Here is an 11,210-nt window from a genome sequence, read left to right as displayed (position 1 = left end):
TTCCCCACACCTGCCTATTCGGATAAGATTGCACTTTTGCAAGCGTACCGGTCCAGATTCATGGGAATGTCAGGAATTGATGTTCCTTTTGTAAAGATAGAAACCCTCTTCTCCAGTAAAGAAAAAAAAACGGCCCCTCTGCGCCGGCCTACGCCAGCGTCAGAATGAACCGTTCCAGCTCGTTCGCAAGGCCGTACAGGGTCGCCCGCGTCTCGAACTCCTCGCGCGTCTCCGGCAGCGGGAGCTCCTTGTGATAATCGCGGATGGCGCGCAGCTTGGCATGGTAATCCCGACCCCCCGGAATGGAATTCCAGTTGTCGGCCAGGTCCAGCAGGAAGCCGCCGATGCGCTCCCCCTGCTCCAGCCTTCCGTCGACCTGCGAGCAGAGCGGAATGAGCACCTTCAGAATCTCCACCTGCCTGCGGCGGGTTTCATAATAGGCATAGAACAAGCTGCGGCGCCCGCTGAAGTCGTTTTCGGTCGCTTGGATTCCGAGGCTCCGCGCCTCGTCCAGCAGCTTGTCCAGCTCGAGCACCTCGCGTCCGTCCCAGAGAGTGCTTCCTTCCTTCAGATACAGCGCCAGCTCGCGCAATATATTTTCCATGCGCTGCTCGATTCCGTTTTTCAGCTCCCGCACCTTGCGGTCGATTCCGGGCATATAGAGATTGACGATCAGCGCCACCCCCAGTCCGATCAGGATGAGAAGAAGCTCGTTGCCGATAAATTTCAGCGTCACGCCCTCATGGATATATACATGCATCATGATGACGGAGCTGCTCGCGATGCCTCCCTGAATGCCGAGCTTCACGCAGAGGGGAATCAGGATCAAATAGATGGGAACGAACAGAAGCGCGTAATAACCGGCCCATTCAAAGAAAGCTCCCGACAGGGCGATGGAAATCAAACAGGCGAACAGCCGGTCCAATATGGCCGACAGGCTCTGCCTGCGGGTCTTTTGAATGCAGAGCAGGGTCAGAATGCCCGCCGATGCGAAGTTGAGCAGTCCGAGCTGCTGCGCGAGGAGGACGGACAGGCTGACTCCGACGGCGGTTTTCCAGGTACGAAATCCGATTCGCATGATGAGGCTCCTTGTTAGATAAAGAAATCGTCTTCAATGATAAGATAAGCTATTATACCATCCCTCCTGGCGCCTTTTCGAACCGAAAAAGACTCGACAAAGGAAAATATGCCCTGTCCTCTATGAAATTTATCCCTTATCCGCCATGTCTTTTCGTGGTCCAATAGAGAAGCGGACTCCACGAAGGAGCCGCTACGAAAGGGGATGCACTTATGAAAAGCAAAGGCTTGGCCCTGACGCTCGTCCTTCTGCTGCTCGTCTCGCTGCTGCCGGCCACCGTATTCGGCGCCGCGGCCTGGACACCCGGAACGGCCTACAAGACGGGAGACGTCGTCACGTACAGCGGCAAGGATTACAAATGCCTGCAATCCCATACTGCCCTTGCGGGCTGGGAGCCGCCGAACGTGCCGGCGCTTTGGACGGCGACCGGCGGCACGACGCCGACTCCGACGCCTAGCGCTACACCGGCTCCGACCGTCACGCCGACTCCGACTCCAAAACCGACCGTAACCCCGACCCCTACGGCCACTCCGAAACCGACAGCCACTCCGACCGCGACTCCGATTCCTACCGTGACCCCGACTTCGACGCCGAAGCCGACCGCGACTCCGTCCACCGGCAAAGTGGTCGTCGGCTACTGGCATAACTTCGACAACGGCTCCGGCGTCATCCCGCTGCGAAATGTTTCGAACAACTTCAACGTCATCAACGTCAGCTTCGCCGAGACGCTCAGCGACCACGCGACGCTCACGTTTACCCCGTTCCAGACGACGCCGGCGCAGTTCAAGGCCGATGTCGCCTACCTGCAAAGCCAAGGCAAGCGCGTCCACATCTCCATCGGCGGCGCCAACGCCACGGTGGATCTGGAAACGGCGGCGAACAAGGCCAGCTTCGTCAGCTCTCTTAAATCCATCATCGACACCTATGGCTTCGACGGCATCGACATCGACCTGGAAGGCGCCTCTCTCTCCCTGAACGGCGGCGATTCCGACTTCAAAAATCCGACGACGCCCAAAATCGTCAATCTGATCGCCGCCATCAAGGAAATCATGACGGCATACGGCTCCGGCTTCGACCTGACGATGGCTCCCGAGACGGCTTACGTCCAAGGCGGCCAGATCGCCTACGGCGGACCTTGGGGAGCTTACCTGCCCGTCATCTACGCCGTCCGCGACCAGCTCGACTACATCCATGTCCAGCACTACAACAGCGGCTCCATGCAAGCGCTCGACGGCAAGTCCTATTCCCAGGGCACGGCCGACTTCCAGGTCGCCATGGCCGAGGTGCTGCTGAAAGGGTTCGCGGTCGCCGGCAACGCCGCCAACATGTTCCCCGCCCTGCGCGCGGATCAAGTCGCCATCGGGCTGCCGTCCTCGCCGGCCGCTGCGGGCGGCGGCTACACCGCTCCGGCCGACATCGTGAAGGCTCTGAACTACATCACCAAAGGCCAGTCGTTCGGCGGCGGCTACAAGCTGCAGACTCCGGCCGGCTACGCAGGCTTCCGCGGCGTCATGACGTGGTCGATCAACTGGGACGCGACGACCGGCTACGCCTGGTCCAATGCGATGAAGAGCTACTTCGGCTGAATGCGGTGATGCAGACTGAATGCAAATAAAAAAGCAAAAGCGGCTCCAAAGCGCCTGACTGGCGTTTCGGAGCCGCTTTTTTTGCGTCCGGGAATCCGTTCCCCGGCTTTCAATCCGTCAAGCATGGCCCTTTCAAGGCCGGGGACCGATCCCGCCGCTCTTCGGCCCGGATACCCGCCCGCCTACGTCAAACCGCCCTCCGGACGAAATACAGCAAGCCGGAGCAGAGGAAGACGAGGAAGCTGCCCCCGATAACGGCGAGCAAAGTCTCCAGCGAGACGTTGAACGCGCCGAAGCCGTACGTATCCTGCGGCACCATGGCCAGCAGCGGCTGCACCCACGGGTACCAGGGAGCGAAGTCCCGCGAGTTGGCGACGAGCATGTTGGGGAGCGTGAAGACGACGTTGACCGCGAGCGGCGCCGCGAAGCTCTGAAAAGCGGTGGACGCGAGCAGCTGGAGCGCGGCCAGAGGAAGGCAGGCGAGCCAGCCTCCGAAAGCCGACATGCCGATCATGCCCCAAGGAACGGGAGCATCCAGCCCGCGCAGCAGCCCGGCTCCGGCAATGGCGGCGCACATCAGCAGCTGCAGGATGGCGGCCAGCGCCATGATCGCCGCAAGCTTCGCTCCATAGACAGCCGCAGGCCGGACCGGGAGGGCGAGCAGCTGCTTCCAGCCGCCGGAAGCATGCTCGAAGCGGCAGAGCAGTGCCGCGAAGATGCCGACCAGCAGCGGGAGAAAGAGGTAGCCGTGCACCATCGCGCCGACTGCGAGCACTTCCCTCCAAGCCTGGGCGCCCCCGCTGTCGAGACTGGATCTCCAGCAGGCGACGAAAGCCAGCAGCGGGCTTGCAGGCAGCAGCAGCCAAATGATGGAGCGCCTCAGCTTGATCCACTCCGATGCCAATAACCTCGCCATGTCAGCTCACGTCCTTTCGGGCAAAATGGGCATAACCGATCAGCAGCACGAGTACGCCGAGCGCGAGCCCGGAGCCGGCAGCCTGAAGGGCATCGGCGGAGCGTACGGCCCGGTCCGGCCAGCCCCAGGGCATCCAGACCGGCATCAGCAAGCTGAACATGGAGAGCACCATGCCGAGCGTGCCGACGGTAAGCGGCAGCGCCTGATTCGCCATGACGATCGACAGCCAGCTCTGCAGGGCGATGAAGGGGAGCGCGGCCAAGTAAGGCAGGTAAGACTGGCGGACGATTTCCGCCCAAGGAACCTGCGAATCGAAGCCGAGCAGCAAGCCCATTCCGAGAGTCAGCAGCAGGAGCAGCGTGCAGGAGGACAGGAGCAGCAGGAGCGACAGCATCACTTTGCCCCCGAACACCTGCAGCCGGGTAACCGGAAGAGCGAGCAGCTGCTTCCAGGCGCCGGCCTGATGCTCGATGCCCGCGGACATGGAGGCGACCAGCGCCAGGCCGATGAACAAAGCCGGCAGCATAAGGGATCCTACCTGCCGCAGCAGACCTTCCCATGGAGAATCTCCGTACAGCTTCATCAAGTAATCGTACCGCAAGCCGTAGTTGACCGCCTGCAGGCCGATGACGCCGACGGGGCCGAGCGCGGCAAGCATCCATAACAGCTTGCGGCGGATCTTGAGCAGCTCCACCGAGAGCATGCGGCCGATCACAGGCTGCCTCCCGTCCCGGTCATTTCCAGGAAGACGCTCTCGAGGGACGAACGCTCTTCCTCCACCCGGTACACGGAGTGGCCGCGCCTCACGAGTTCCGCCACGATGGAGGCTACCGTCCGGTCGGCCGCGCCGCCTACCGTCAGCCTGCTCTGGTCGCGCTCGGCTTCGAACCCGAGCTCCAGCAGCCGCTTCCAAGCGTCTTCCGGCTCGCTGACGGAGAAGCGGATCCTGCCGGCCGTCCTCGCCTTGAGGCTGGCGATGCTGTCCTGGTAGATCAGGCTGCCGCTGCGGATGATGCCCACCTTCGTCGCCATCAGCTCGACCTCCGAGAGCAGATGGCTGGAGAGGAGGATCGTCACTCCCCGCTGGCCGGGCAGGCTTTTGATCAGCTCGCGCATTTCCTGGATGCCCGCTGGATCAAGGCCGTTGGTCGGCTCGTCGAGAATGAGCAGCCTCGGGTTGCCGAGCAGCGCAGCCGCGATGCCGAGCCGCTGCTTCATCCCGAGCGAGTAGCCTTTGACGGCGCGGCCGGCATCCTTCTCCAGCCGCACGATCGACAGCGCCTCGGCGATTCTCTCCTTGGGCACGTCCAGGAGCCGGCGAATGACCTCCAGATTTTCCGTACCGGTCAGATGGCCGTAATACGACGGATATTCAACCAGCGAGCCGACATGACGGAGTATTTCCATCCGGTTCGCCGCCAAGCTCTTTCCGAATACCGTCACGCTGCCTCTCGTCGGCTTGGCAAGGCCGAGCAGCATGCGGATCGTCGTCGTCTTGCCGGCTCCGTTGGGGCCGAGAAAGCCGTAGATGTCGCCTTCCCCGATCCGCAGATCCACATCGCGGACCACCGCTTTGCCGCCAAGCTTCTTGGTCAGCCCTTTCGTTTCCAGCAGCCAGGAGCCGCTTGCCTGCTTCATCATCTTCATCAGGAATCACCTCTGCATCCATCGTAACGGGCCGAGGTTAAAATCCGGGACGGGCCGAGGTTAAAAAGCGGTTAAAAAGCGGGCAACCTTCCGCAAAGCGACTGCGTCTTAGGAATCATTAAGGAGGGATAGGAGGATGAAATTATCTGTGCAAGCGACTGCCCTCGCGCTCATGCTGGCAGCCGCGATCCCGATTCAAGGCTCAGGCGATATCGGCGAGCCGTCCTCGTCGAAAGAGCCACTCCCCTCGGAAAGCCGGTCAGCCGGAATAGTGGGATCATCCTCTGCCGTTCCGGGCAGGGGTGCGCTAGTGGACTCCCAGACGGAGCTTTTCCAATCAATCCGAAAAGCCGCCTGGGAAAGCCTGTCCCAGAACACGAAGAAAACCGTAACGACGGATTGGCGGACGGCTCCCGTCCAGAAATCCAGACTCCCTTATGATGCCGACACGAATTCCCAAATCTCAAGCGATCGTACAATCTACAAGGTAACTCTGAACACGTCCATGGACGAGCTGCTCGGTCCGATCGGATTGTACTTGGACGGAGAGACGCTGGAAATTGTCGAGCAGGATATCCGCATGTAGACAAATAGAGCCGGGAGCGCTGCTCCCCGGCTCTTTCATTGTTTTTTGCACCCGAACAAACAGTTTTCATCAGTCCGTTTGTTCCGGCCTGACCGCAACCGTCGTTCCTCCTTCGCCGGAGCTCACTTCCTTGCGCAGACCCATCTCCTTCAGCATCAGCTGCACGATGGACAGGCCGAGCCCGCTTCCCTTGTTCGGCGAGTCGCCGCCAAGTCCCGGCCCTTTATCCTCAATGAGGAGCCGGCCTCCCCCGTCCCCGACGATGCGGACAGCCGTCCAGCCTCCCGAAGCAGCGTGCTGGAGGGCGTTCTGCAGCAGATTGTCCAGCACCCGCTCCAGCCAGTGAGGATCGGTATGCCAATAGACGGGAGCATCCGGAAGCTCCGGCTCCAATTCCATGCCGGCCTGCTCGAAGGCGGGATACCAGGCGGCCAGCTGCGTTCTCGCCAGCCGCACGATATCCGTCTTCTCCGGCCGGTAGGCGTATTTGCCCGCGGACAGCAGGCTGTAGGAGAACAGATTCTCAATCAGCTGCGACAGGTAATCCAGCTTGCCGCCGATCAGCGCCACCGACCTGCGTCCCTGGTCGCTCAGCGGCTCCCGCTCCAGAGAGTATGCATGGCTGCGCACGACGGTGAGCGGGGTGCGCAGATCATGCGACAGCCGCGCCACAAGCTCGCGCCGCAGCGACTCCTCCTCGGCTTCGCGGCGGCGTCCGGCCTCGAGCTCGCGGATCATGCCGTTGAAGCTCTCCTCCAGGCGGCCGACCTCGTCCGCTCCCGACACCTCCACAGGCAGCGGCAGCCCGCTGCCCGACGGCTGCTCCATCGCCGCCTGCAGCCTTACCAGCCGCTTGCGGATGCGATTGAAGAACAAGAAGCTGACCGTGAGGAACAGTCCCAGCAGGACAATGGCGCCGGCCGTGTATGCGGTTCCTCCGAGCATCCCCAGCCGCTGTCCATAAGGCAGCGTGAGGTATCGGGGCACCTGCATGGCCATGAAGCCCTGCTCGCCATCCTTGCCGATGAACGCCACGACCGAATATTTTGTCCCGTTGACCGCTTCCTTCATGAAATCCACCGTGTACACGGATGACCACACCCGGGGCAGGTCTTCGTTGAAGGGGAGGCTTGCCCGCAGCCGGCTCCCGCCGTCTACCCAGAAGACGCTGGACCTGGGATAGCGGCTGTGCCACGACTCCAGGCTGCGGACGATCGTCTCCGGATCGGCATGCCGGAGCGAGGCCGCCTCCCGGTGCCACTCCTCGATCAGCCTGCTCGTGTCCGCATAAGGGTTGTCCCTCTCCTTGGGGGAGACAAGCCCGGAGATGACGACCGACCCCGTTCCCACCATGAGCAGGGCGACGGGCAGGACGACAAGGGCCGACACAATGATCAGAAGATATCGGACCAGCAGAGACGGCCGGCGCGCGGCCCCGAACAGCCTTTTCACGGCTTCACCCGGTATCCGATGCCCCGGACCGTCTCCACGATCCGCGGCTGGGCCGGATCCAGCTCGATTCTCTCCCTCAGGTACCGGATATGCACCATGACGGTTTTGTCCCCTTCCATGTATGGCTCTCCCCAGACCGCTTCGTAGATCTGCTCCTTGGTCAGGATGCGCCCGGCATGGCGAAGCAGGTACAGCAAAATCTGCAGCTGCTTGGGGGTGAGAGCGATCTCGGCCCCGCTGCGGGAATCCGTTACCGTCAGCTCCCGGGGGCGCACCTCCAGATGGCCGATGAGGACCGCATCTTCGCCGCCTTGCCCCGATCGGCGCAGCAGCACCTCCAGCCTGGCGGCCAGCTCGTCGGGATGGAACGGCTTGGTCACGTAATCGTCCGCGAAGCCGAGACCGTGCAGCTTGTCCTCGACCGCTGTGCGGGCGGACAGCATCAGGATCGGCAGCTCGGGGCGCCGCTTCTTGAGCCTCCTGCCGACGGAGAAGCCGTCGAGGCCCGGCAGCATGACGTCCAGAACGGCTACGTCGGCCGCTCCGGCATGCTCCTCCGCCTTCTCGCCCGACTGCAGCCACGTCACCTCGTAGCCTCTCCGGACAAGATCGTCCGCGAGCCAGGCGCCGATCTCGGCGTCGTCTTCGATGTAGAGAATTCTTGCGCGTGCCGCCATCGGGCGCACCTCCTGTTCGTCTTTATATCATAGTATTAGCTAGCGGATCCACGGAAGTTAAACTTCGTTTAAAAGTTAGAAGCGGACGAACCTTGGCTGTGGTAGCCAAGGCTCGTTCGCTTCTGCGTTAAAGAAGAATGACTTTTTGTTTCTGCTTTTGCTGTTGATCTTCGGAGAACATCTAATAAAATAATCGGTGCAGAGGTAATCGCCCGAATCGAGGAAGATCCATCGTATTATGAAGCTCGAAAAATTCGCAGCTGTCGCTGCCGACCTGATCCGGAACCTCCGTCCCAATGACCGGAGGAACTCCCGGCAGGGCAGCCGTTTGCATGATAGAGAACGCTGGAGGGAACAGGATTCCTGCCGAGAGGCTGACGGCCAGCGCGGCCTCTCCCGTCCTCTATCCATTGCGACACCGCGTATAGAAACAGCAAAGGAGCCGATCGCCCATGAACCGCAACGACCGCCTCATCGCCCTGCTGATCGCGCTGCAGCGCAATTCCTTTACAGCCTCGCAGCTCGCGGAGCGTTTCGAGGTGTCTGTGAGAACGATTTTGCGGGACATGCATTCGCTCTCTGAGATGGGTGTGCCGCTCTACTCCGCGACCGGTCCCGGCGGAGGCTTCCGCCTCATGGAGGGCTACCGGCTGCCTCCGCTTCAGCTCGATACGCAGGAAGCGCTGACGGCGCTGTTCGCTCTGCATGCCGTTACCCGCTTCGGCGACAGCCCTTTCAACCGGGAACGCTGGACGGTGCTGGACAAGATCCGGGCCTTGCTGCCCGAGGAGACGCTTCGGCAGATCGAGCCGATCTTGGGCAAAATGCATCTGGAGGTGCCTCGGCGAAGCGTCCGTTCCCCTATGCTTCCGCTGCTGCTGGAGCTGCTTGCCGAGTCGCGCATTTTCCGGACGCTGTACCGCTCCCAGACAACCAGGCGCTGGCTGGAGCTGCACCCGCTGCGGGTGTTTGCGGCGCACGGCTTCTGGTACTGCGAGGCGTTCTCCCCTCTGCACGGGGAAGCCCGAACGTTCCGCGTCGACCGGATGGACGAGCTGCATCCTTTGGAGGAGGAGGGAGACCGCAACAAGTGCAAAGGCGGGCAGGCGGAAAGCAGCGCAGCGCCTCGCAGCAGCCTTGCCGGCGCAGCCGGGGACAGCAGCACGGATGAAGATACACTTCTCCGCGTTGAGGTGCCCGGCGAGCTGTCTGCGGCTTCGGCTGTCGCCGCAGCTGCAGGCAGCTCGATTCCCATCGCGGTCCGGCTCACCTACCGCGGCTCCCTGCTGGCTGAGCAGGACGAGCATATCGGAGAACTCGTGGAGCAGGTCGGAGACGAGGAATGGGAGCTCCGCTTCGATTGCCCGGCCGCCGAATGGACATGGGCGGTCCGCTTTTTCTACGGAATGGGACTGGATGCGGAGGTGCTGTCGCCTCCGGAGCTGCGGGCAGCTGTCGCCTCTATGGCGGCCTCCGTGCTGGAGAGGTACAATGAAGATTCCGATAGCGGATGCTCCTGAAGACGGGAGATTCCGCCTTCCTCATGCCTGAACGACGAAAAGGAACCGATCCTCTATGCCTATTAACAGCGAGAACCTTCGTTATCTCTATACTTATGCCTGCCACGAATCCGAGGCCGAGCTCTGCTCCCTGGAGCTTCGCTGTCTCTTCCCGGGAGTGACTCTGCCGCCGGATCACGATGCCTTCATCCACAGCCGCCGGCTCGATCCCAGCCGCAGCCCCTTCCTGAAGCAGCGCCTCAGGATCGAGATCGACGCCGCTTCGCCGGAGGAGCTGCTGGAGCGGGCGGCCGGCCTGTCCGCCGGCGAGCGCACCTTCCGCGTGCGCTACGCCAAGACGGGAGCGCCGGGCCAGCCCGACAATGAAGGCCGACTTGCTCTTGAGAGGCAGCTCGGCATGGCCATTCATGGAGAGCCTGACCTGCGCCGGCCGGAGACCGTGTTCGGCGCCGCGCTGCTGAACGGCCGCTGGCTGTGCGGCGAGATGGCTTCCGCCGAGCCGGTCTGGCTGCGGCAGAACGCCAAGCCGCGGCAGTATTCCACGGCGCTGCCCGCCAGGGCGGCGCGGGCCGCCGTCAACATCGCGGTGCCGGAAATCCCCGGCATACGCGCGCTCGACCCCTGCTGCGGCATCGGCACCGTGCTGCTGGAAGCTCTCTCGATGGACATCGACATCCGGGGCGCTGACCTCAATCCGCTCGCAGCGGTCGGGGCACGCGAGAATCTGCGGCATTTCGGCTATCCCGAAGAGCTGGTGCGGATTGCCGACATGCGCAGCCTGGAAGGGCGTTACGATGCCGCCCTGCTCGACATGCCCTATAATCTCTGCTCCGTGTCGCCGCCGGAGGAGCAGCTGGAGATGCTTGCCTCCCTGCGCCGGCTGGCGGGACGTGCCGTCATCCTGACGACCGAGCCGATCGAGCCGCTCATCCGGGAAGCCGGCTTCTCCATCCGCGAGACATGCCGCCTGACCAAAGGCAGCTTCGTCCGTTTTCTGCATCTTTGCGATTGATCGCCGAGAAATTCATGACATCCATACTGTCAGGATGAAGGCGGTATACTGGGGCCGAACTCAATTTGCGAGGAGGACTCCTGTATGCCGTCTCATTTTGCGCTCGAAAAAGCCCGTTCCTTTCTGCTCCTGAACGCCCGTCTGATCGACCGCCTCCGCTTCCGCTTCCACTGGGAGGAAGGCTCCGCCGAAGCCGTCCTGCAGGCGCTGAAAGCCTATCAAAACCCGGATGGAGGCTTCGGCCATGCGCTTGAGCCTGACATTCGCTGCCCGCATAGCCAGCCCGTGCCGCTGGAGGTCGCCTTGGATGTAATCGCCGCGACCGGTCTGAGGGACAAGCAGCTGGAGGACGGCATCGTCCGATGGCTGAAGGCCGCTTCACTGCCCCAGGGAGGCTGGCCGATCATTCGCGGCGACGCGGCCGGCTGGCCGCTCTCCCCCTGGTGGGAAGGGCTGGACACCTCTGTCCCCTCTATCAACCCGACCGGCACGCTGCTCGGGATCCTCTACCGCAGCGGCTGGACAGAGCTTGCCGGACAAGACTGGTTCCAGGCAGCCGAACGGTCGGCGTGGAGGATGCTGGAGAGGGATCCGGATCGCGAGCCGCAAGGCTACCACGAAGCCGTCCACTGGATCGCCTTCCTGAACGCGGCTCCCGACCGGGAACGCGCCGAGCCGCTGCTGCGCCGGCTGGATGCCTGGCTGCGGAAGCCGGGCGTCATCGGCTTTGGCTTCC

11 protein-coding genes are annotated in these 11,210 nt (G+C 62.5%); 5 read left to right on the top strand and 6 right to left on the bottom strand.

Going from position 1 to position 11,210, the window contains the following annotated elements; all coding sequences use genetic code 11:
• Positions 1-148: 148 nt before the first annotated feature.
• Positions 149-1,078 (bottom strand): aromatic acid exporter family protein, encoded by a 930-nt coding sequence (locus VE23_RS18765; RefSeq protein WP_049868786.1) that lies wholly within the window; start codon positions 1,076-1,078, stop codon positions 149-151.
• 212 nt (positions 1,079-1,290) lie between these two features.
• Between VE23_RS18765 and VE23_RS18760 the strand changes: the two genes are divergently transcribed.
• The gene (locus VE23_RS18760; protein ID WP_049868785.1) at positions 1,291-2,664 is read left to right on the top strand and encodes a carbohydrate-binding protein; all 1,374 of its coding nucleotides are present in this window, start codon (positions 1,291-1,293) and stop codon (positions 2,662-2,664) included.
• Positions 2,665-2,851: 187 nt separating this feature from the next.
• Here the strand turns inward: VE23_RS18760 and VE23_RS18755 are convergent, their stop codons facing one another.
• The 3 genes from VE23_RS18755 to VE23_RS18745 are packed head-to-tail and all read right to left on the bottom strand — an operon-like array spanning position 2,852 to position 5,227.
• Positions 2,852-3,580 (bottom strand): ABC transporter permease, encoded by a 729-nt coding sequence (locus VE23_RS18755; protein WP_049868784.1) that lies wholly within the window; start codon positions 3,578-3,580, stop codon positions 2,852-2,854.
• Between the two features lies 1 nt (position 3,581).
• Positions 3,582-4,295 (bottom strand): ABC transporter permease, encoded by a 714-nt coding sequence (locus VE23_RS18750; protein WP_069202496.1) that lies wholly within the window; start codon positions 4,293-4,295, stop codon positions 3,582-3,584.
• On the bottom strand, positions 4,292-5,227 hold the full coding sequence (locus VE23_RS18745; RefSeq protein ID WP_442950539.1) for an ABC transporter ATP-binding protein: 936 nt from the start codon (positions 5,225-5,227) through the stop codon (positions 4,292-4,294). Before VE23_RS18745 ends, VE23_RS18750 begins: the two co-directional genes overlap by 4 nt.
• Positions 5,228-5,363: 136 nt before the next feature.
• Here VE23_RS18745 and VE23_RS18740 point away from each other — a divergent pair, with 136 nt between their 5' ends.
• Positions 5,364-5,813, top strand: coding sequence for a hypothetical protein (locus VE23_RS18740; RefSeq protein WP_021880488.1), 450 nt, complete (start codon positions 5,364-5,366; stop codon positions 5,811-5,813).
• Between the two features lie 69 nt (positions 5,814-5,882).
• Here the strand turns inward: VE23_RS18740 and VE23_RS18735 are convergent, their stop codons facing one another.
• Both VE23_RS18735 and VE23_RS18730 read right to left on the bottom strand, forming a co-directional pair.
• Positions 5,883-7,265 carry a HAMP domain-containing sensor histidine kinase gene (locus VE23_RS18735; protein WP_049868783.1) on the bottom strand — a complete coding sequence of 461 codons (1,383 nt, stop codon included), beginning with the start codon at positions 7,263-7,265 and terminating at the stop codon, positions 5,883-5,885.
• A complete protein-coding gene (locus VE23_RS18730; protein ID WP_048745470.1) occupies positions 7,262-7,942 on the bottom strand; it encodes a response regulator transcription factor in 681 nt (226 codons plus the stop codon). Before VE23_RS18730 ends, VE23_RS18735 begins: the two co-directional genes overlap by 4 nt.
• Positions 7,943-8,394: 452 nt before the next feature.
• On the opposite strand from VE23_RS18730, the gene VE23_RS18725 reads away from it, so the two are divergent.
• From VE23_RS18725 to VE23_RS18715, 3 genes are all read left to right on the top strand, one after another.
• Positions 8,395-9,462: a helix-turn-helix transcriptional regulator gene (locus tag VE23_RS18725; protein ID WP_049868782.1), complete on the top strand. Its 1,068-nt coding sequence runs from the start codon at positions 8,395-8,397 to the stop codon at positions 9,460-9,462.
• 55 nt (positions 9,463-9,517) lie between these two features.
• A complete protein-coding gene (locus VE23_RS18720; RefSeq protein ID WP_049868781.1) occupies positions 9,518-10,474 on the top strand; it encodes a TRM11 family SAM-dependent methyltransferase in 957 nt (318 codons plus the stop codon).
• A gap of 84 nt (positions 10,475-10,558) precedes the next feature.
• Positions 10,559-11,210 (top strand): hypothetical protein (locus VE23_RS18715; protein ID WP_232316996.1); only part of this gene is annotated, 652 nt, incomplete at its 3' end.

The organism is Paenibacillus sp. D9 (assembly GCF_001188365.1).
Classification (GTDB): domain Bacteria; phylum Bacillota; class Bacilli; order Paenibacillales; family Paenibacillaceae; genus Paenibacillus_O; species Paenibacillus_O humicus.
The sequence above is the reverse complement of the archived record's forward strand: the minus strand, read 5'-3'. Positions and strand labels throughout refer to the sequence as shown.

Coding starts and splice junctions, on each gene's coding strand:
- VE23_RS18765 (WP_049868786.1), bottom strand. CDS start 1,078: ATGCGAATCGGATTTCGTACCTGGAAAACCGCCGTCGGAGTCAGCCTG.
- VE23_RS18760 (WP_049868785.1), top strand. CDS start 1,291: ATGAAAAGCAAAGGCTTGGCCCTGACGCTCGTCCTTCTGCTGCTCGTC.
- VE23_RS18755 (WP_049868784.1), bottom strand. CDS start 3,580: ATGGCGAGGTTATTGGCATCGGAGTGGATCAAGCTGAGGCGCTCCATC.
- VE23_RS18745 (WP_442950539.1), bottom strand. CDS start 5,227: ATGAAGATGATGAAGCAGGCAAGCGGCTCCTGGCTGCTGGAAACGAAA.
- VE23_RS18740 (WP_021880488.1), top strand. CDS start 5,364: ATGAAATTATCTGTGCAAGCGACTGCCCTCGCGCTCATGCTGGCAGCC.
- VE23_RS18730 (WP_048745470.1), bottom strand. CDS start 7,942: ATGGCGGCACGCGCAAGAATTCTCTACATCGAAGACGACGCCGAGATC.
- VE23_RS18725 (WP_049868782.1), top strand. CDS start 8,395: ATGAACCGCAACGACCGCCTCATCGCCCTGCTGATCGCGCTGCAGCGC.
- VE23_RS18720 (WP_049868781.1), top strand. CDS start 9,518: ATGCCTATTAACAGCGAGAACCTTCGTTATCTCTATACTTATGCCTGC.